Below are 23,221 nucleotides of genomic sequence, written 5' to 3'. Positions count from 1 at the left end.
TTTAGACTTGTTCTATTTACCCATTGACTGAATAAACACCAATTTATCGAGCAATCTTAATGATTACTCTCTATTGGAACGTATAACTAATATTGGCCGAATAAGTACGACCATCGTAATTAATACGACTTACATTGCGAGCATCTTCACCGACGTATTCATAACGTAATTCATCGGTTAGGTTATAACCTCTAAAGGCCACTTTCAAATTCTTAGTGATTTCATAGGAAGCGGACAAATCCAGCTGTCCACGAGCCTTAACATTCTTTTGGTCTGGACCACCGAATGATGCACCACCGTCGAGTTTGTATTCGTCCCGGTAATTATAAGCTAAGCGGATACTAAATCCGTCGTTCTCATAATAAGTGATCAGGTTATACGAGTTTGGCGAAATACCGATTAAGCCATCGCCTTTATCTTCCGCGCCTTCGTTAAGGGTTTCATTTTCAACATATGAGTAGTTAAGAACGCCGCCCAAACCATTCCACGGATATGGTAAAAAGTCGAGTTTTTGCTGTACCGCTAATTCATAACCGGTTACTTCAATGGTGCTGGCACTATTGTAAAAACGCTTGATGTTAGCAGTTCGGTTGATAATATCGCCATCTTCCTGTTCATAGGGGTCTTGCTGGGTACATATGAAGGTTCCATCAGCAAAATCTTCACGAATCAAATCACCCGTCTGCTGAGTCAACTCTTCAGCATTAGGCTCTCCTGGCATAGGACAAATCACTTCTTCCTGGAATAATCCGGTAATATCTTTTTGGAAGAATCCAATTGAAATTGCACTACCTTCGCGGTTATACCATTCCAGCGATAAATCAAAGTTGTCGGAGGTATAAGGTTCAACGTCACTTTTCGGGAAATCAACGCGTACGCTGTTTTCACCTTCCTGTACCGTCAATACTGGCGTTTGCGCGCGAATATTAGGACGAACTAAGCCCTTACTAAGCGCAAAACGTGCTACCAAATCATCACGTAATTCGAACGCCGCGTTAAACGATGGCAAGACATGATCATAAGAGTTTTCGGTGACCATATCGACAATTCGATATTGATTTCCGTCGTAATATTCCTGCTGTGCACCATCAATGGTCACATCCGTTGTCACATAACGTACACCAAGATTACCCGAGTAGAATACAGAGCCTAACTCACCGGCAAAATCGGCCATCAAATACGCGGCGGTAATTTCCTCAGTGGCGTCGAAGTTAGTTTCCCAACGATCCAACACATTATCGGTATTTCTTTCCGTCCTGGCGATAAAACCGCTGGATGGGATTTCAGTAAACTCATCGGAAATTACCAAACCATCTTGCAGTTGCTCAACAATATAAGCCGTGTCCAGTGTATACCAACCACCTTCAGAGCCGGCGCCACCTGGAATTTTACCGTTAAACCACGGGTTTTGCGATTCAGCTAAAATTTGATCACTTAAAAAGTCACTACCGATATTTGCAACATTGATACCGCCCGATGATGGAGTGTAATCTTCATTTTCAAGTGTTTCAGAAGAGTAACGGCCACCAAAGTGAAGGGTATTTAATACGAATGCATCACCAATAATTTCAAAATCAAATTCTTTATGTAGGTTTAGGTCAATGCTCTCCATATCCCGTTTCGGATTGTCGTGTCGACCTAAGACATAGAAGTCCAGTTTTCTTGGATCTGATACATCACCAACATTGAGGTTTAACGGGTTACCCGTCTTGAAAGCCTGATCATAATTGATGCCTTGCCAGCCATCCATAGATACAAACATATTGTCAAGATTACCCTGACCGGTATCAATAACAGTGGTCACACCGGTAGGTTGAATGGAACCACTGGTGCTTCCCTGTAAACGAAAATCAAAGCCCGTCTGGTTAAATTCGTTTTCAGATTTTGATTTAGACACTATCCCGTCGAACGACCAGTCATTGCCAACATATTCGAAATCGAAAAATGCGCCTTTGGCTTCTTCAAAAAAACCAAAGATACGGTTGGCGGGAACATAAGCCGCATTTTCCAGCGTAACCCGTGAAATGGCATATATCGGCGTACCATCATCACCATAACCGGTTAGAAATGGAACGGTATTAGGATCAGGGATAATCTGCTGTCCGCGCCAGGTTCTGGTACCACGATTTCGAACTTCAGAGCTAACTTGTTCGAAGTTACCATCTTTCAAGTCACGCTTAGTGTAAAGGACATCTAAGCCAAGCTCCCAGTTTTTGGTTGGCTTGAATTCAAGATTACCGGCAACGGATATACGGTCTCCGCGGCTGACTTCTGCGAGTTGTTGTACGGTGGAAGAGGCTTTGACTACCGCATTTTCAGGTAGTAGGCCTTGAGAAACCATGTCCGCTTTCCAGGTGTCATATTCGTCGTAAGTATTGCTATCAACAAACTCTTTACGAGCGAATAACACCGAGTCACGTCGGAAATTTTGATCTGAGTAACCGACTTTCAGCGCGCCGGCGAATACATCTTCAATGAAATGTTTCGAAGCGCTTAATTTAAATTCCGTATCAAAACCGTCTTTTAGATCTTCATAGCGAGTACCGACACTAACCGTATAACGCCCATCAGGTTTGCGCAAAGAGCTTGGTAATTTTTTATCAACAATACCCGCTATACCGCCTTCTTGATGTGCCGCGGTCGGGCTTTTAATCACTGTGACACCATCAAATACGCTGGGGTCGAATGATCCGAAAGGGTTCGGGCTACCAACCGGCGAAGCGCTTCGGCTCGGGGTAGTAAATGATTGACCGTTAGCGGTAACTTTAACAAAGCTACCTGGCAGGCCGCGTAAATTGATATCCGAGGTTCTTCGCTCCCCTTCACGGTTCACTTGAATACCAGGAATCGCCTGCAAGGCTTCACCCATATCCAGAGCCGGTAATCCGTTGATATCTTCAGCGGATATCGCATCAACGATTGAATTTGCTTCGCGTTTTACATTTAACGCGGATTCCAATGCACTTCGTACACCAGTAACTTCAATGACTTCAACTTCTTCAGTATTGGTACCATCACCATTTTGACTGGCAATTGCAGCTTTGACTTCTTGAGCTAATACTGACGGAGCACTAACTGCCATTAGCAATAGTGCGGAACTGCTTAAAGCAGCTCTTCTATAATTGTTATTCTGCCCGTTAAAACTAGACATTGTATCTCCCCATTTATTTTTATTTTTTTTTATTGGTATAGCCTCAATAAAAATAGTGATTCACTCATTGAGTAAAAAAAAATCACCCAACGATATTACCATCAAATAAAATTAAAACAACTCAAAACCAATCATAAACAATCTAAAACCGTTAATACCGATTAATAACAATGACTTAGCACACTGATTATTGATCGGTAGATTTGCATGAGACCAGCATAAGAAACCACACCCAAAAACACAAAACCCTTTACTGGCGGGCTATCCAAGGGTTTTTTCGGGAATTTCCAGACAAAGAGAACAAACGGCACAAAACATGTAAAAATCAAAACCAATCATCACAGGTCACCAGTGATTGCATAGACACCTAATACGATTGGCGGCATCTTTTACAGGTGCGGTTCAGCGATTAAATTGCCTTGGCAAGCCTTTTGCTGATAAACATTGACTGACTAAAAAATAATTAACGCAAGATACATGAATTGCGTTTTAAGATAAATAACCTTGGGCTAAGCTCATCAACATAGGCTTTGGGTTAGAAGTAATTTGGGACAGGGAAGGTTAGCTTTGAATGAAATAAGCTCTGACAATGGTCAGAGCTTATTTTGCTTAATCTAAACGGCTTAAGTCATTATGCCAATATGATTAAAGTTTTACGGTAACACCAAGGGTAACTCTTCGGTCGGTAAGACTTTGCTCACACAAAAGCGTTCCTTCATTAAAACACCACCTTGTGCGATCTTCCTGAGTCAGGTTAACACCCTCAATCCCGACAGAAACATGTTCGTTGATGCTATAACCGACACTCATATTAAGTTGCCCACGCTCACCGATGACCGGAGGCAGGTTAAATCGCATGCGATTCAGTGTTTCCGTAAACGAGTCTCTCCAGGTATAGCGGATTCGAGCACTTAAATCATACTTGTCATAGAACAAAGTAAAGTTATAGGCATTCTCGGACAAATCATCCAGAGTAATTCGCTCTGTGACGACATCATCCGCTAAGGTCGCTGTGCTGTTATCAGTATCGGTTCGCCCTAAGATCTCATTTATGGCACCAGATGCACTGCGAAACTCATCTAAAGCTGCCCCGGATTCCTGATACGTGTAGTTAGCGATGACACCAAAACCTGATGCCCAGCCTAATTGCTCTTCATATTCTGACAGGTCATATTGCGCTGCCAGTTCAATACCACTTTGAGTTTCCGTTCCACTGGCATTGATTTGTGAGCGTTTGGCCACACAAATCCCGGTGGTATCGGTTCTGCTTGAAAATACATTGTAATTTTCGGCAGGTACATTCGGGTTAAAGATCCCCCCTTCTTCACAAGGTGCAATGACGTCACGCTCAATCTGGCCCGTCGGACCAATCGGTTCTGCCGGTTCATCCTGGATGGAAGTGATCAAGTCCGTTCTTTCTTTATGGAAAAGACCAATGCTGACGAAACTGGATGAAGATAAATAATACTCTAACGACAGATCATAAGACCAAATTTGCTCAGGTTGCAATGCCGGGTTACCGACATTAACGGTGCCGGATGCGCTACTACCAAACGTTGCTGACGTTGAAAGAGAATCAAAATTAGGTCGGCGAATATCTTTACCGATCCCTCCCCTTAACAATAAACCGTCCGTTAATTCAGCAACAATATTGAATCTCGGTAAAACAAAATCATAATCGCTTGATTCTACGCTCGGTGTTACCACACCATTGACTTCACTTGTACCTGTCGATTCGATGTCAGTGACGACATAGCGGACACCGAGATTACCACTGACGGGCACATCTCCGAACTCTACCTCATAGTCACCCTGAATATAGAGTGCGATGGTTTCCTCTTCAATATCAAAGAAAGAAGAGATCTGGGTTGTTGGCTCTGCTAATGATTCATTAACGTCTTCGCCATAAATCGCATTATTCGCGGAAATTGCCTGATTTATGGTATCGAGTACTCGCTGCGGATCGCTAAAGGATATGCCATTATCAATAATCAAATAGTCACTAATATATAAGGTTCGATCATCCGCGCCATTAAAGTTATTCGCGCCAGGTGTCACGATATCTGAAAATAAATCGGCCATAGGTCGATTCCAGTTACCAAAACTATTACTCGATGTCGTATTATTCGTCATATTGGTCGTGCGATTCCAGCGCACACCCGCATTAAAATCATAAAATAGCGGAACCATCTCGGAAATATCATAGGTAAAGTCGACTCTGGCAGCCGCTTCGGTTCCTTCCCGAACCCGCAGTCCCTGACCAATACTTCTTAACGCATAATTACTTGGATCAAGCAGTTGCGCAGATGTTGGTGATTCAGGCAGTCCCGGAGCAATACCAAATTCAAAGGTATTATTGGCGATATTGAAAATGGCTGGTGTACCGTTATCGTTATAGGTATTCGGGCCAGGCTGGGTACTATTGGGGTTAATAAAATCCAAAGAAGAGTTTAACGAAGGATTATCTGACTCAGAATCGGAATAAGAAATTTCAGCGTGAAGCTGATAATCATCACTGCTATATTCCGTCCCTAAAGCAAACACCCGACTTAATGTTAACCGCGAGGAGTTACTGTTACCGGTACGTAGATTCGGATCGACGCGCTCTCGCCCATTAACAAGTTCAGATCCCACTCCAAGTATACCGCTGGTAACCACGTTTACTTCGCCAAGATCTAAGCTCCCATACATGCCATCAACGGTACCTAAATCAATAGTTTCAAAGCTGGTATTGTCGGTGTTGTCGATAACGGGATTTCCGCCAGTGCCTGAAAAGAATGCCCGAGAGTTGGTCTGCACACGCTCTTGGTCATTGATGGTTGCGTCAAAATAAAATTTCAGATTGTCACTGGTTTGAATTTCAAATGAAGACGTCAGGTTCTTGGTTTCATAATTTTCAGCGTTTAGTGGTTGATCCAGGAACTGAGTACGCAAGAAAGGAAATTCTTCGGCACTGGCCCTGCCGGAATCAGGCATAACGACTCGATCACGGTCAAAGCGAGGGTTAGCTGAAGCAACATCAAGTTCAGCATAGCTACCGGTAATAACAACACCGATTTTTCCTAAATCCGTTTCCCAGTTGTCACCAAAGGTGCCGGAAATTCGCGGAGTCGTCGAATCCGCCAAATCACTATTTTCGGCCTGAATGCGAAATTGGGTCAAACGCTCTTCCAGACTATTACCACGCAATGTGCGTAAATTAATAGTACCGCCAACCGAGCCTTCGACCGTTTTTGCGGTTGAAGCTTTGGTGACTTCTAAAGACGCGATAAGGGCTGCGGGTAAATCTTCAAAACTAATACCGGTTCTGCCACTACCTGAACTTACCGTGGAAACTCCGTTAATTTCTACTCGGTTTGCGCCGGTACCACGAATTTGCACTCCTGTTCCTACACCATTGGTCCGATCGATTTGTACACCCGTAATATTTTCAAGGACTTCAGCTAAGTTTTGATCGGGCAACTTACCGATGTCTTCTGCCTGAATGACCTCCTTAATATTTGATGAGTCACGCTTTTCTGCAAGCGCACTTGCTAATGCACTGCGAATCCCGGTAATTTCAATAACTTCAACGTCATCTTGCTGATTGTTCGCGTCATTCTCTTGTGCAAACACACCGCCTGATACGCCGCTTAAAGCGGCCGTAACCGATAAAGCCAATACAGATTTTCTCATGAACATGTTCTTCAACTTGTATCTCCCCGTTTATTTTTATAAAGCCAGCTGGCTAAAAATTAATCTAAACGCTAAAAACAGAAAAAACAAGCAAAAACAATCGAATCTGGTCACTGGTAGGCTAAATATGATCGAAATTGACTACAAAAGTGCAAGAGGAAAGCGCGCCAACAGAATAATGGATTACGCCATGGTGATAATTATACCAATCACATTCAGTTTGTGCACAACTCAGAGTTAAGGCATAGGTTCAGTTACAACATAGATTTTATTGATATAGTCATTCTATATTAATGAAATATAGGGCCGTAAATGGACCTCTGATAAACTCCCTACGGGTGAGTTTTAAAGGCATTTATCCTGCGTTACTGATTTTGACCGATTTTGAGATAATGGAGCGACCATTCTCTGCAATTAAAGCCTTGCCTAAAAGCCTTTAAATTCTCACTGAGTGAGCAATAATTTAATGTGATTGGTATTACAATGATGGCCAGAGTTCACTGACTATCATCGGCGAATGCAGGACAGCCCCTTCTTGTCAGAAAGGGCTGTCATCAGGGACCCTTAATTAAAAGTGATTCACCCACTTGTCTAATCGAGAAAACGTATTATCCGTAATGGTAACGCCCGTCGTTTCCCGACCATCTTCAAAACGCGTAACGATACCATAGGTGGTGGTGATGCCTTCACGTGAACTGCCCGTGATGCCATTTATCGTATTATAGCGAATCGTATTGCTTCCCTGGACGCCGTTTAAGGCAATACCTTCGTAGTGAACCCCATATTTATTGATGGCTGTTGACTGGTTGGCGACTTCAGCACCCAGTGCCAGGATTTGATTATGTTCAATGGTCACATTGTTCGCGCGCTCAACACTCACCGGCCGCACCGCAGCAGTTATGTGATTATTACTGATGGTTACATTGGTTGACGTCCAACCATCATAAACCCGCTTTATACTCAATCCTACAACGACATCTTGCATCGTGTTGTTGAGCATCTTGATATTGTCAGCACCACGCTTGCTGGTAATACCATCATATGCACGTTCCACATAGTTATTATGGATGGTAAAGTGATCACCAAATTCGCCATTTACGCCTCCGGCCGATACATAAATTGCGGCATCGCGTACGCCATAAAACCGGTTATTTTTAATATCAACCTTTAATCCACCAATCAATAAAATTCCACTATCACCGCCAGCACGATCAAAGGCATCAGTAGTATTTTTCGTGCCTGTAAAGACAATATTTTCAATCTTCACGTCGTTTAATTTGTTGTCTCCATTGGCTTTCACTCCTCTTATCGACAAAGCATCGGCGGTGGCCTTGGTTCCCTCGCGACCAGCAGGAGTTCGAGATCGGATGGGGACAACCGTAGATACTTTAGCTTCTGCCATATTGAAGTCCCCGCCTTGCCAGTCAAGGTCAACCAAAGTTGCAGCGCTATCGCATTCATCGGATTTGCTGTTATGCGCATCAAAACTGAACATATCACCATCTAAGGATGAGGTAGCAATGAATTTAGCCCCCGTCGCATCGACGATTAAATCTTTCTTCAGGTAAACTTTCAGATCCGTATCGATATAATAGGTGCCACTAATTTCCAGGGACAATCCCGTATTGGTTGCCTGCTGCAACGCGTCGCGTAATTTATTTGTGTCCCCATTTGGATTTACCGGCACTGAATTGCAGTCCGCGGCGAACACCCTATTCGCTGTTATGCATAACAACAAACAGATAACGACGTTTGTATTTATTCTTTTTAACATAATCATTTGCCTTTTTATTATTGTTCCTCCCTGAAAACAATGTAATCCCGACTGTTCCCCTATTCCTGCAATCGCACCGACTTCGCTGACACTTGAACAACAAGGGTCTTACAATCTGTCATGTGTCAGCCTGTTGCAAAAACCTACCGTTCTCTTAAACCTTAAATTGATGGTTTTTGCTTTACGGCTTTGCCGATCCCGTCTGTTGCAGGGCTTTGTCCGTCAGTCCATTAAAATAGTCATTGCCCCGGTAATAAGACACTGGCGACCAGTTTGCATTTTCTTGGGGTAGTTTCTGCTTCAGCTGACTTTTAATGTCCTGATAGTTAACCTCTGCCGCCAAATTATGCCATTCGTTTTTGTCGTGAAAGTGGTCATACAACTCTTCCGATCCATCCGCGTAAACAATATATCGATAGCGCTCCGTTTTAATCGCATGATTATTGGGACCATAGGTTGTTACCGCCACGTGCTCCCAGGGAGCCTCTGGGTTCTCCAGCAACGGCGTCAGATCATTCCCCTGATTGGCTGCGTTATCGGGCAAGCCACAAATTTTGAGTAACGTTGGGTATAAATCCAATAAGCTCACCGGTTTGTGGGTCACGTTACTGGTAGCAGATCGCTGTTGATTCCTGGGTGGTTTGATAATCAATGGTGTCCTTGTCGCACGCTCCCAAAGAGACATTTTTGCAAATTTGCCCTTTTCGCCAAGCTGATAACCATGATCCCCCCAAACCACGACCGCGGTATTATGTGCATACGGACTGGTTTCTAACGCATCCAAAACAATACCAATGCAGGAATCGACAAAGGTGACACTGGCCAGATACGCCTGAACCATATTCTTCCACTCACCATTTTTAATCGCCCACTCGGTACTCGGCATTTGCGGTAGTTCTGCAACGGCTTTTGCAATCGCCGACACGTCATCCAAATCATCTGCTTTATAATTTGGCAGGGTTATTTTTTCGATGGGGTGCATATCAAACCACTTTTGCGGAACATGCCACGGCACATGCGGTCGTAAAAAACCGCCAGCCATAAAGAAAGGCTTTTCATGAGCCTGATGCAGCTGTTCGGCTAACCAATGGGCGCTGTCAAAATCAGGCATTTGATCATCGCGTTCAGGAAAAGCGCCCCAGTCGGTATTGGTTCTGGGGTCATGCCACTTCATACGCTGCTCAGGATAAGGTCCAAACTGTTTTACGCGACCACCGTAAACGTCAAAGCTGCCGTCTGCTACCTGATCATGAAAGACTTTTCCCACGGCTGCGGTGTAATATCCATGTTGTCGAAAGTACTCACTCAAAAACACCGACTGTGCCGCCTTTTCGTTAGCGAGCTTAATGTCATTATCGCCAACATGACCGTAGATACCGGTAGTGGCAGGAGCAAGCCCTGTCATCACACTGGCTCTGGAAGGACCACAAATGGGTGCGGACGCATGGGCATTGGCGAATACGGTTCCCTGCTCTGCCAATCGATCGATATTCGGAGTTTTCGCGTTCGGGTGTCCGTCTAAAGGACCAATCCAGTCATTTAGATCATCGACAATCAGCATAAGTACATTGGGGTACTCTTGCTTCAGCTTTCTAAACCAGCCTTGTTGAAAAATTGCCGCTGCAGCAAAGGCGCTAGCACCACCAACCAGAAAATGTCGTCTATTCATATCACTGCGTTGAACTTATTATTTGGATTGCCTATCAGACCAGATAAATTAACTCAGCCACCTCAAAGTTGCAACAACGCTCACAATAGTGCAACATCAATCAAAATTATAAAGTAAGTTGAAAACTCTGCAAAAAGCCGATGGAACCTGATCAACGTCGCTTTTGGTAAAAAACAAGATGCTTTTGCCTAAAACCAGTGGTACGGCTTTCTTTACCTATGGTTTAGCCTGGGACGTAACTCATGGTGTACTGAGTGAATCGGAATATTGAAAATAAAGGATAAAGTTATGACAACACGTTTCGTAAAACCAATGAATTCATTACTGGTGTTGTTGGCCAGTAGCATATTGCTAAACGGTTGCACAGGCGCCAGTGATACACAGCCAACAAGCAAAACGGCAACGGCACAATCGACCCCGGCGGCGAATACACAAGTGATGGCATATGGTCGGTTTTTCCCAGAACGCAATGACGATTTTGCCTGGGAAAATGACAAAGTTGCTTTCCGAGTTTACGGACCAGCTGCACCATTAAAAGGGCACTCCAGTGGCGTTGATGCCTGGTTAAAACGGGTAGATTACTCGATTATCGACAAATGGTACCAAGGGCATCTTGATGGTATCTCCTATCATGTTGATCACGGCGAGGGCTATGACCCTTATCATACCGGCATTAGTAGAGGTGTTGGTGGTTCTGCGGTTTGGGTTGATGGCACAGCATACGCCCCGCACAGCTATAAAAGCTACAAGGTTCTTAAAAGTGGTGGTGACGAAGTGGTCTTTAACTTAGTGTATGAATGGTATACACCGTTAGGTATCGTTAAGGAATCGAAAATGGTCTCTTTAGCATTAGGCAGTCAACTATACACCGTCAACTCTGAGTATACGTTGGACGACAAACCCGCTGCTTTACCCATTGCCATCGGAATTGCCACCCATGATGAAAAAGCAGAGACTTTTTCCAACCCCGAAACAGGCCGAATCTCAGCATGGGAAAACATTGACGGTCAGGGCTTAGGTACCGGCGCACTTGTTGAACCAAGCATTGTTAAAGAGATTAAACATATAGCAAGCGATATTAAAGATGAGAGCCATATATGGATTTTCACCGAATCCGATGCTCAGGGAAAATTGTCCTATAAAGCAGGATTTGCCTGGCAAACTGCTGCAGAGATCACCACAGCAGATGCTTGGAATTCCTATCTAGACACCTATCAATAATAAGCATGCGCTTGAGTCACTGGCAACACCCGGCTAGTGACTCCTGTTTACTGCTCGAATCTATCACTAACCCCTATATTGGATAAAAACCATGGAAAAAATTGCCTTTGTTATGACGCTCTTACCTGGCAAAGAAGCAGAATATAAAAAACGACATGATGATATTTGGCCGGAACTGGTAACCGCACTTAAAGCTGCTGGGGTTTCGGATTATTCAATTTTTCACGAAAAGTCCTCAAATAAATTATTTGCGGTGTTAAAACGCACTTCGAATCACAGCATGGATAATTTACCGTTGCAGCCAATCGTTAAGAAATGGTGGGCATTTATGGCAGATATTATGGAAACCCATAGTGACAATTCTCCTATCGCCGAACCTATCGACTTAGTTTTCCATTTGGAGTAAATACGGATGAACCGTATTTTGCAAATGGCACTCATAGCGACGCTGTTTTCTACCTTAATCCTAGGTAGCGCCCAGGCTTTCGATATAAAGCATGGCCTGCGTGACAGTGACGGGCGACACATGATCCCTCGCGGTTTTGTTATCAACACCAATGATCATGCAGGCTCAGTCGATTTTAATCCTGACGATTATCTTCGCATGGTGCGCATGGGCGCTAACGTTCAGGTAATTCGCCTTGAGTTGGGCAGGTTAAGTGAATTTGGTCAATCATCATTTGAACCTGAGTATTTGGCTCGGGTAAAGAGAGCGACAACGTTAGCGAGAGAAGCCGGTATAAAAACCATTTTTAAATTGACCGTCTACGGTGCCAAGGGGTTTTCCTGGTCGGAACTTTACCTCGATGAAAACAATGCCCAGCAAACGTATATCAACGCATGGCGGCATATATGGGATACTTTCAAAGACAATGATGCGGTAATTGGCTATGACCTTGTTAATGAACCTCGTAAAAAAGACATGGATATTGCCTATGATGATTTAACCAATCAGTATTTGATCCCTTTTTACGAAAAGCTTATCGACGCAGCCTTGCCGTATAGCGAGACAAAACAGTTTTTAATACAAACCGTTTTTATGAATAAAGGTGACGCCATTAATAACAACCAATATGCGGAGATTAAGCAAAAAATCAAACGAAAAAATATTATTTTTGCGCCGCATATTTACCAAAAAAACATGGATTACATCGTTCCAACCATGGAACGATTTGCTAAAGAGTCGGAATTATTACAGGCGCCTATTTTAATTGGTGAGTGGGGTTTTCCAACGTTCGTGACCACCGATAATTCAGTAAAAGAGCAACTTAATTATATTGAGTTTTATATTAAAACCGCTGAAATATTTGACCAAATGGGCGTTGGCTCAATTAAAGCCTGGTTTTTAGGGAATCGCAGCTATCAAAACTTTTTACCCGGCGGCCAATCAACCTGGGCAATTTTTCGGGATAAACAGGCCATTGGCACGGTGGAGCGCAAATACATCACGGATATTATCGCCCGCCCTTATCCACAACTGATTGCTGGGGATATTAAAAGCTTTCTGTTTGACTTTGCTAGCAGGACATTAAGCCTAACTATGGTAAGTGATAATCGTCAAGGTGCCTCGCGCATTTTTATTGGCGCGGATCGCCACTATCCCGACGGATTTACCGTACACATTGATGACGACATGATTTTAACCAAAAGTCCTCTTACTCGAGGTTTTGAAGTTAAACATTCAAAGCCAAACACCAATCCTGGCAACATTATCTGGGATGAAGACAGACAACAATTAGTCATTCTTGCCTGGCCATCTGATAAATCCGAGCTAGACGTGCAAATCACGCCGGGTTTATACAAGCATCCAGACCCAGCGGTAAAGGATCATTAATCGTTAACTGTCAGATTGAATCTAGACATTCTAATACCAATCACACTAAGTTTGTGCACAACTCAGAGTTAGGGCAGAGGTTCAGTTACAACATAGATTTTATTGATATAGTCATTCTATATTAATGAAATATAGGGCCGTAAATGGACCTCTGATAAACTCCCTACGGGTGAGTTTTAAAGGCGTTTATCCTGTGTTAGTGATTTTGACAATGGAGTGACCATTCTCTGTAATCAAAGCCTTGCCTAAAAGCCTTTAAATTCTCACTGAGTGAGCAATAATTTAATGTGATTGGTATAACGCATTTTTTAGGACGCAAATGAAGGGAAAGTGGTTACCTTTCCCTGCTATTCATCATATTGGTACCATCGACAATGACAAATAACACGTTACTGACAATTTCATTGAGCTTTATCGCAATCGTTTTAAGCGGCCTTACGAAAACCCAAGCTGGGGACAATGCATCAACAGCTCTGGCGCATACCAATAAGCCAAACATTATTTTTTATTTAGCCGACGATCAAGATGTTTACGACTACGGTGTTTACGGCAATGAAAAAGTACATACTCCGGCGATCGATCAACTCGCTAATCAGGGCATGTTATTTGAAAACGCCTTTACGGCTCAGGCAATTTGCGCTCCCAGCAGAACGCAACTTTTTACCGGTAAATATCCATTAAAAAATGGTGCTTTCGCCAATCATACTCCGACTCGACCGAATATAAAGTCGGTGACCAAGCACATGCGAGCATTAGGTTATGATGTTGTTTTGGCGGGTAAAAGTCATGTTAAACCGGCAAACATCTATGACTGGGATCATGAGTGGCAACCGATCCCCAAAGCTGGCGTCCCTAGAGACTATATTCCCCTGGCAGACATCGAAACCTACTTTAAAACAGTCAACAAGCCTTTTGTCATGTTTATCACCTCAAAGTATCCCCACGGTAAGTATTTTGACGTAAAAAATCCAAATCCAGAAGACCTTAAATTTCATCCTTACGATGAGCATTTAAAACATAATGAAACCTATGTGAAGAAAAAAGCCGGCTATTACCGAAGTATTGAAGAGGACAATACCCAACTGGAACATGTTCTGGCATTGGTAGACACGCATTTAACCGACAATACGCTGTTTATTTATAGCGCTGATCACGGGGTCTCAGGCAAGTTTGGTGTTAAAGACATCGGTTTAAAAGTCCCTTTTATCGTGCGCTGGCCAAATGTCATAAAACCTAACTCTCGTTCTGAACAGTTAATTCACTATACTGACGTACTGCCAACCTTTATCGATATTGCCGGTGGTAATGCGGATCAAAGCATGGACGGAAAAAGCTTCTTAACCTTGCTAAATGGCGCCGACAAAGCCATTCACCAATACGTATATGGGGTCAGAACCAATCAAAATATTATTAATGCGCATATTTTTCCCTCGCGGATGATCCGCAGCAAGCGCTATAAATATATCCGTAACTTTAATGCGCTTGAGGTACTCGACAAAAACCTGGGCGACAAACCGAATATCAATGCATTTTTACGGCTTGGTGCAATGCAGCACCCCAATGAACCCTTTGAAGCATTGTATGACTTAGAGTCGGACCCGTTTGAGCAGCATAATTTAATCGCCGTTCCAGAATTGACCAACATCAAAAACCGACTACAAAAACAGTTATTTACATGGATGTCTGAACAAGGTGACTTTCTCACGGAAGGCTTTGGTAATATTCCTGTAATCACAGCACCAGCATTTAAGTTAGACCAAAACAATCCGCCACGCAGGACAAGTGTCGACAAAGCACTGGAAAATACCTTAAAACCACAGGATTATCTGCTAATAGAGCATTGGCAAGAGTCAATGCCATAGTGTGCACCGGGCATGAGTGACCGAATACAGATTTTGATACAAGGTTTCCTCGAGAGGTACGTCATTGATCCGAGGCAGGTGATAGTATTCACTATAACGGGGGAGGAGCAACCACCACCGCAAAGACCGTGTTATCGCTTGCCAATACCGATTAAATTACCCGGATTATTGACTCGTTGAGTACCCCTCACTTTGATTTTTTAATTGCTGAAGCTGTGCCGATAAACGTTTAACATCGCTGTGATAACGAGGCTCAAATACAACATTGGTTGTTTCCTGTGGATCCACTGCCAGATCAAATAACATCCTCTGCAGATGACCGTCAGCGGTCACATACTCCGTATATATTAATGTTTCAGTGATAACCGTATCTCCTTGTTTGAAACGAGAATAAACAACGGGTTTATGTACATCCTCAGGATTGGTTAATAACGGTACCAGGCTACGTCCGACCATTTGTTGTGATAATTGCTGATCAGGTTTCAACCCGGCAAGCTCAATCAAGGTTGGAAAAACATCAACCAGGCTCACCAAAGCATCCGATGTTAATGCCGCTTCACGGTCAGGCGCATCAATGATCAAAGGAATGTGTAACGCACTATTGAGCATATTATGCTTTCCCCAATAATTGTGTTCGCCTAAGTTAAATCCATGATCGCTGGTTAACACCACTATCGTATCGTCACGTAGTCCTAACGCATCTAGAGTAGCTAATATGTCACCCACCTGCTGGTCGATAAAACTCACCGCTGCGTAATATCCCAGTAACGACAATCGATGAAATTCATCCGAGTTATACTGGTGATTTTTAAAGTGATAGACGTGAATTTCACCAGAACCCGTTAAAGACTCCGGTGCATTGATTGGCTTAGTTCGCAATGTTGACGGTTGAAAGTCCGTCTGATTGTATAACTCAAAATACGTTTTTGGGGCGTTGAAAGGCAAGTGCGGTCGGCGAAACCCTGCGGCTAAGAAAAAGGGTTTATCCTGTTGCGCTAATCGTCTCAAATCAGCAATGGTTTTTTGTTTTACCTGACCATCATAATACGCCTCATCGTCGTGATTTGAGCGTTCGTACCAAGGTCCTCTATTGCCAAAACGTTTGCTCGGTTTCACATAGTTTTTTGAATCTTCACTAAAATATGCCGGTCCTTTGGCCTTGGGCTCCCATGCTGATTCGCTCCAACTCTCTTCATTTGAGTCTTCTCTACTGTGAAATACTTTGCCATTAGAAAGGGTATGGTATCCGGCACTTTTAAAAAACTCTCCCATAGTCACGGCGTCAGGGACTTCGCGCTCTGCATTGGCGAGGTAATCAATAAATCGCGTTTTGTGAGGGTAAATACTGGTCATCATACTGGCTCGTGATGCGCCACAAACGGGAACATTCGCGTAGGCACGATTAAATAACATTCCCTGAGAGGCCAATTTATCTAAATTCGGGGTTATGGCTCTGGTATCCCCCATCGCGCCCATCGCCGTGCGATAATCATCGACCATGATCAGCAATACGTTCGGCTGTTTTTGAATGTCCGCCCCTGGTTGTTGCGTTAACGATACCGACTGGCAACCTGCCAGGTATAGAGTACATATCGAAAGTAACGCCGAAAGTTTAACTGACATACGCGCCCTCATAGTTATCATTGTCCTGCGGTTGATGCGCATAGCGTTTGTGATACATAGCCGTAATAATCGGTACTAAAATAGAGGTGACAATGACGCTTGTGGCAATTAATGCCGTGGCACTTTGTGCCGCGAGAGCAAATTTAGGCTCAATCGCTGCAATGGCAGCAGGGTTTGCGATTGCAGCGCCAGCCGTGGATGATGCGGCGACTCCCGCGGTGCCATTGCCTTTACCAATCCAGCGATCCGCAAGAACAAGTGGGATACCGGTAATAACAATGACTGCAAGCCCCAAAATGATACCCAGCAATCCGGTTTCCATGATAACGCTCAGATTAATCGTATTGCCTAATGCAAACCCGACAAATGGGATCATCACGGCACTGGCTCGGCTAAAGAATTCCCGTAAACTGACGTCTAAATTACCGAGAATGAAACCCGCAAGAAACGGTAAAACTGCGCCAATAAAATGGTGAAGTTCAAAGGATGCTGCGCCAACAGACCCCAAAATTAGCATGGTCATTAGTGGGCCCGATTCAAGCGACATTAAGATAAACGCACCGGATTCTTCTTTCGAGCCATACTGGTTCATCAAACTGGCATATAAACCTCCGTTTGTCATATCCATTGCAGAAACTAATGCCAGAGTTGAAAGCCCGGCAAATATGCCAGCTTCAACGCCATGTTCCGGTATTAGCGCCGCTGCAATTATCGCAACAAGCCATGCGGTAGCAACTTTGGTGATTACCAGAGTGCCGGATTTACGTAACACAGTTCCGGTGGAACGTAGGTTAATACTTGCACCAATACAAAAAAACCAAACGGCTAAAATGGGTAATATCCCGGTCATCAGTCCTTTGGTAAAACCGCCAAAATAATCCGCCGAATCGGGGGCAAAAGTATTTATGAGTGCCCCTAGAAATAATGGTACCAGCATCATTCCACCGGGTACGCGCTCTATCGATTGTTTAATGTTCATGGGTATCTCACCTAATCTCGTTTCTATATTAGTTTTGTTATTAAGTCTTGTTGTCTAGGGCTATTCGTGGTCGATGGCCGCATTATTACCAAGCGCTCGCTTTGGATGAAATGAAGGCGCATCGGCGGGAATTTTCTATCAATGTCGCCATTTCACGTTTAGGTTCCATTCAGGTTGATCTGCAGAACATATTGCCCGGCAGAATACTTTGCCGGTTTTTTCGTTTTAGCTCCCTTTGCGTTTATCTCAGGCACGCTCACATAAGCCACGGTGTTGTCAGGCACAGTGAATTTCCAGACAACGGTATCCGTTTCTCGCTGCCAGTGACTTTTTATCGTCCCATAATGGGTTTGGTAACTCACTTTGACCCAATCCAATCCGTCTACAAATTCAGGCTGTAACGCAAAATGTTGGTAACCGACGCTATCGTCCAGAGGCCTTATTCCCCCTAACCCTTCGTAAAACCAACCATCATAGCCACTGTGAAAAGGATGGTTTAGAGAAAAACCTGGCGCTTCGGTGCCATCGGGATCTTGCTGAGGATCATAAAACCCTTTGCGCTCCCAGAGTGTGGTGGCATTGAGCTCATTAAACATATAGTCATAACCCGGATAACCTTTGGCCTTAAAAATATTAAACGCCGTGTTGGCATAGCCAAAATCGCTTAAAGCCCGATAAAGATACGTTTGTCCAAGCGCGCCAACCGAAGCATGTCCATGCCAGTCGCGGATCACATTCTCATTGAGAGCATGAGCAATCGATGGCCGCAAATGTTCAGGGGCAATAGCAAACATAATTGCCATTGCATCGGCGGTTTGACTCCCATAATGACTAGTTTTAGGGTCGTAGAACTCCTGATGAAATTGCTCAGAGATACGCGTAAACAACTGCGAATAGTGGTTCGCTTGTTCGGGCTTGTTCAATTGCGTTGAGATGTTTGCCATCAGATCAGCGGTATGGGCAAACAATGCGGAACTGGTTATGGTTGGCGTTGTATGCTGCGGGCTGCACCTGCCATTGACACGCGGCGTGCCTGGCTTGACCACAGGATCACACCAGTCGCCATAACCGGTTCTGAGCAATGAATTCTCCAGTTTCGCTTCTCCAGCCTGCATATATTCCTGCATGCTTGGGTATTGGTTTTGCAATAATTGCAGGTCGCCATAATGTCGATAGTGCTCCCAGGCAATAATAATCTCCGCGGCAGCCCAATCAAAATTACCACCATGGGTGCGTTTTCCGGGAACGACGGCGGGTGCAACATAGGCAGCGGTTTTAAAATCTCCAAGGTATTTTTGCCAGAAGTTTCCCATTTGATAGTTATAGTTACCGGTGATCAAGGCGGCGTGCGCATCACCAGTCCAGCCGGCGCGTTCACGAATAGGGCAATCCATTGGCAATGCCATCAAATTACTTTCATAGCCCCACAAAGCCGTGTCATGAATCCGATTTAACAGTGGATCGGAACTCTCAAAGGTGCCTGCCACAGCGACATCACTGCGCACTAAATGCGCAGAAATTGCGTCCAATGCTGGTTGTTCCTGCAACCCTGTCACTTCAACGTAGCGAAAACCATGCCAGGTAAATATTGGTGTCCAGGTACCTTGCTCATCACCAGTAGCAATATAGCCATCGACTTGTTTTAACAGGGGCGCACCGCCACCGGATTTAAGGCTAATGTTGCCAAACGTATCGACCCACTCCCCATAACGAAAGTAGACAGCCTGATCCTTTGATAAATTTAATTTCGCCAAATCAATGGTTGGTATGCCGGTGAAGTTTTGGCCGAAGTCGAATACCCATACATTGGCCTGCGGATTAAACATCGCCACCGGGGTAAGCTTTTTAATCGCTTTTATTGGGGGCAATAATTGCGGTTCTAACACCTTTGTTGGCCACTGGTTCAGGACTCTGACAGGCTGCCAGTCTTTTACCTCAAGACCAGTGCGATTCCAGCCATCAATGGCTAAGTTAGCATCGAGTAATTCTCCTGAGAAAACCCCTTCTTTTACAATGGGAGAAGGATGACTTAACCAAGATTCATCTGACACGATAAGCTGACTCGAACCGTCATCATAAGTAACGTGCAATTGCGCAATAAATTTTGGTTGGCCGTAAGATAATGATTTTTTCTTGGCGGTTGAGGACTTTTTGTCGGGGTTGCTCCAGCGACTAAAAGCGATATTTTCGTCATACCAACCGCTCCCTAAGTGAACTGCGATGGTGTTTTTACCTGGCGACAAAAAATCAGATACGGCATCGGTATTGTATAAAATGCGTTGGTCGAAATCGGTTTGCCCGGGGTCCATGATACGGTCATCAACATTCCTGCCATTCAAATAAACTTCATAATAGCCTGCGGCGGTACTATGCAGTTTAGCCTTAACAATCTTTCTACCATCAAGGTGAAAATCATGCCTGAACAAAGCAGCGGTTGGTTGCTCGATTAGCTGTTTCAGCACCTGGTGTTGCGTATCTCTTTTGCTTTGATTCAATTTTGGATTAGTTAAATCCGCGGCCAAACGCATCCAGTGTTCAACGGCATCATTGTTCTGTACCGCAACTTGTTGTTCCGCCTGAATCCATTTGGCCTGCCAGGAATGGGCATTAAGCAGACCCATCTCCCAATATTCTGCCTGACTCCAGGCTCCCGGATTAATAGCATCATCCGACCAAACCCGGACACGCCACACAGCCCGTTGATTCGCCTTCAACGTCTTACCTTGATATGGGATATTGACCGAGCGGCTCGAATCGACTTTACCGCTGTCCCATAAATCAGACTCGCCGTCATGTAGCTTAGCCAGAGTCGTTGCAACCTGAATCTGGTAGTAACGTTGTCGTTCGACATTCGCATGCCATGACATATTGGCATTGCCATTATGGACATTTAAGGGCGTTTTATTGCCCTCAATAAGTAGATTTGATGGACTTAACGACGTTTCCTGTGTCGACTTCTGTATCGATTTAGCGGTAATTTCTTCAGCGGTTGGTTGCGGTGAACACCCCAAGCATATCGCGCTGATCGCTACCCAGAAAATCAATCTGCTACGCCCATTTTTCATCATACTCTTCTCTGTTTATTTTATGATCATGCTGCCAACCCAAACGATTGAGGCGAAAAGATTCAATCCCATCGAAGCCGGTCCAGATCTGTCTAAGCCCTGCATTCTCTCAATACACAGAGGAAACCCGACGTGATGTTATTAAACTAGCGCATGATATTTTGTTATAGGTGCTAGCCAAACTAACAAACTTCAGATTGAAACTGAAGCAATTAATGAGCACAAATGATTATATGTGACCACTTTTGAGCTGTACAAAAAAAACGAGTAACGCTCATGGCATAGAAAAATGTTGAGTTGTACAACGTTTAGGAAACGCTGTAACAGAAGATAATGTAAGGAGTTAACACCGCGACCGATGCAAGCCGCGTATATCCATCAGACATCCGGTAAGACTTTGAAAGGGTGTCGTTCAGGATATAAGCCACAAATAGCTGTGCAAGCCAATGTTCGCATGAGTCGGATAATTACAGACATGAAAATAACCCGTTTTTTCGATGCATTAACATAAATCGGTTATGCAACATTATGGTTTTCCCCATCCATCGTGATAGTTCAAACTTCGCCGCGATCAGCTCGGGCTTGTGGTTTTTCGCGACTTTAAAAGTTGATTTATCGGCGTATTCCAATAGCGCTAGCTATTTTTAACCAGGGCCATCCATCCTAATATCACTCAAACTTTGTGTGTATTTTGAGCTCATCTATCAGTTGTTGATTTATATCTGCGTCATATTCAGGATTAAGCTGTGTTGGCATATCTGCGCCCGTTTTGAGTCGCCATGCCTGCAGTTTTGCTTTCAGTTCATTCAACTTTTCTGGTAATTTCGCGGCCAGGTTATGTGTTTCAGCCATATCTTTGGCAAGGTCGTACAATTCATACTCATCGTCCTCAAAGTAATGAATCAACTTCCAGCTGCCACTGCGCATCGCACTACCCGGGCGAGTCCGAAATAAGGGATCCTGGCTCTGGTCTGTTGCTGCATTACGTGCTTGCAGGTATACAGGAAAGTGCCAAAAAAGATCGCGGGATTCTATGAATTGCTGGTCCAACAACACCGAACTTAAATCGATACCATCCAACACTTGATTTGGCCGTTGCGCATTTGCCACACTTAGCAATGTCGGGTAAAAATCGGCATTGATTACCGGCGTGTGGTTGACGCCAGATGGGATGTGATCTGGCCAACGAACCAGCAATGGTACACGCAAGCCGCCATCGTAATAAGAGCCTTTGCCCGCGCGCAGAGGCGATGGGAAATTAGACATACGATAACCACCATTATCTGAAGTAAAAATCACTAAGGTGTTGGCCGCTATATTTTCAGCCTCCAATGCTGTCAAAATACGACCGACATTGCTATCCATCAGTTCAACCATTGCCGCGTAGGTTGCTTGTTTTTCGTCTGTTATACCTTTTTGATGGTATTTTTTGACTTTATCGGCAGCTGCTTGGAACGGTGTATGCACGGTATAGTAAGGAAGATATGCAAAAAATGGCGTGTCTTTCTGGGTTCTCACCCAGTCAATCACTTCCGATGTCAGGCGATGAGTCAAGTACTCGCCTTTTGGACCATCCTGAATATTAGGTAACTCGTATGGACTAAAGTAATGAAAGGTCATTCCCTGATGACTACCGGCAACATTGATATCAAACCCTTGGGTATCCGGATCTGCACCTAAATGCCATTTGCCAAAATGGCCGGTGGCATATCCCGCAGTTTTTAACGCTTCAGCTAGGGTAATGACGTCTGGTTTTAAACCTCGCTGATTTTTTATCGGAATTAATTTGCGTGCTTTTGCATTTCCTCTTGCCGAAGGCGATACCGTATAGACACCATGGCGAGGGCCATATTGTCCTGACATCAACACCGCCCGGCTTGGGGCGCAATTCGCCGCGCCAGCATATGCATTATCAAACTGTAAACTTTGTCGGGCTAACGCATCAATATTGGGTGTCTCAAATAAATCCGTTGTTTGGTTATAGCCAATATCAGACCAACCCAAATCATCGACCACAATCATGATGATGTTCGGTGGCGTTTTAACGCGAGTAGACATCGAGGAAAATGCGAATGCCGTCAGGCTTAAGGCACATGTCGACAATGCTGCGGTTAATAGCAATAAGGAATGGAATAATTTCATTTATGCTCCTGTATTCTTATTTTTATGGCGTATTTCTATGATTCGAAACGTTAAGTCACGCCACCCCTGGAGCAGACCCAAAACGGCGTTTTTGATTACCCGATCATTATAAAAACCATATTTCATCGTTAACTTAGCGCCCCTGCTTTCTCGCAGGCGCCGATCAAATTAACAAACTTCCGGTTGAAACTGAAGTACTTCTTGAGTAATTATGATTTATAATGAC

The 23,221-nt window shown here is 44.1% G+C and carries 12 protein-coding genes; 4 read left to right on the top strand and 8 right to left on the bottom strand.

Translation table 11 applies throughout. The features are described 5' to 3' along the window. Positions 1–70: 70 nt before the first annotated feature. From FE810_RS07375 to FE810_RS07360, 4 genes are all read right to left on the bottom strand, one after another. The gene (locus tag FE810_RS07375) at positions 71–3,151 is read right to left on the bottom strand and encodes a TonB-dependent receptor (RefSeq protein ID WP_138319393.1); all 3,081 of its coding nucleotides are present in this window, start codon (positions 3,149–3,151) and stop codon (positions 71–73) included. 645 nt (positions 3,152–3,796) lie between these two features. Next, a complete protein-coding gene (locus tag FE810_RS07370; protein ID WP_246036970.1) occupies positions 3,797–6,826 on the bottom strand; it encodes a TonB-dependent receptor in 3,030 nt (1,009 codons plus the stop codon). A gap of 568 nt (positions 6,827–7,394) precedes the next feature. After that, entirely contained in the window at positions 7,395–8,600 is a 1,206-nt protein-coding gene (locus tag FE810_RS07365) for a right-handed parallel beta-helix repeat-containing protein (RefSeq protein ID WP_171022292.1), read from the bottom strand. A gap of 181 nt (positions 8,601–8,781) precedes the next feature. Next, entirely contained in the window at positions 8,782–10,269 is a 1,488-nt protein-coding gene (locus FE810_RS07360) for a sulfatase (RefSeq protein WP_246036969.1), read from the bottom strand. A 288-nt stretch (positions 10,270–10,557) separates the two neighbouring features. Here FE810_RS07360 and FE810_RS07355 point away from each other — a divergent pair, with 288 nt between their 5' ends. The 4 genes from FE810_RS07355 to FE810_RS07340 all read left to right on the top strand — a co-directional run bounded on the left by FE810_RS07355 (position 10,558) and on the right by FE810_RS07340 (position 15,186). Then, on the top strand, positions 10,558–11,490 hold the full coding sequence (locus FE810_RS07355) for a DUF4861 family protein (RefSeq protein WP_246036968.1): 933 nt from the start codon (positions 10,558–10,560) through the stop codon (positions 11,488–11,490). Positions 11,491–11,581: 91 nt separating this feature from the next. After that, entirely contained in the window at positions 11,582–11,896 is a 315-nt protein-coding gene (gene rhaM / locus FE810_RS07350) for an L-rhamnose mutarotase (RefSeq protein ID WP_138319391.1), read from the top strand. Between the two features lie 6 nt (positions 11,897–11,902). Next, the gene (locus FE810_RS07345; RefSeq protein WP_138319390.1) at positions 11,903–13,324 is read left to right on the top strand and encodes a glycoside hydrolase family 5 protein; all 1,422 of its coding nucleotides are present in this window, start codon (positions 11,903–11,905) and stop codon (positions 13,322–13,324) included. Between the two features lie 374 nt (positions 13,325–13,698). Continuing rightward, a complete protein-coding gene (locus tag FE810_RS07340) occupies positions 13,699–15,186 on the top strand; it encodes a sulfatase family protein (RefSeq protein ID WP_138319389.1) in 1,488 nt (495 codons plus the stop codon). Between the two features lie 165 nt (positions 15,187–15,351). Here FE810_RS07340 and FE810_RS07335 read toward each other — a convergent pair whose 3' ends face one another. The 4 genes from FE810_RS07335 to FE810_RS07320 all read right to left on the bottom strand — a co-directional run bounded on the left by FE810_RS07335 (position 15,352) and on the right by FE810_RS07320 (position 22,995). Further along, positions 15,352–16,809, bottom strand: coding sequence for a sulfatase (locus FE810_RS07335; RefSeq protein WP_171022291.1), 1,458 nt, complete (start codon positions 16,807–16,809; stop codon positions 15,352–15,354). Beyond that, on the bottom strand, positions 16,799–17,788 hold the full coding sequence (kdgT, locus tag FE810_RS07330; protein ID WP_138319387.1) for a 2-keto-3-deoxygluconate transporter: 990 nt from the start codon (positions 17,786–17,788) through the stop codon (positions 16,799–16,801). Before kdgT ends, FE810_RS07335 begins: the two co-directional genes overlap by 11 nt. 158 nt (positions 17,789–17,946) lie before the next feature. Then, the gene (locus tag FE810_RS07325) at positions 17,947–20,856 is read right to left on the bottom strand and encodes a family 78 glycoside hydrolase catalytic domain (RefSeq protein WP_246036967.1); all 2,910 of its coding nucleotides are present in this window, start codon (positions 20,854–20,856) and stop codon (positions 17,947–17,949) included. 666 nt (positions 20,857–21,522) lie between these two features. Next, positions 21,523–22,995 (bottom strand): sulfatase, encoded by a 1,473-nt coding sequence (locus tag FE810_RS07320; protein ID WP_138319386.1) that lies wholly within the window; start codon positions 22,993–22,995, stop codon positions 21,523–21,525. Between the last annotated feature and the right edge of the window lie 226 nt (positions 22,996–23,221).

The organism is Thalassotalea litorea, from assembly GCF_005843925.1.
GTDB classification, from domain to species: Bacteria; Pseudomonadota; Gammaproteobacteria; order Enterobacterales; family Alteromonadaceae; genus Thalassotalea_A; species Thalassotalea_A litorea_A.
The sequence above is the reverse complement of the archived record's forward strand: the minus strand, read 5'-3'. Positions and strand labels throughout refer to the sequence as shown.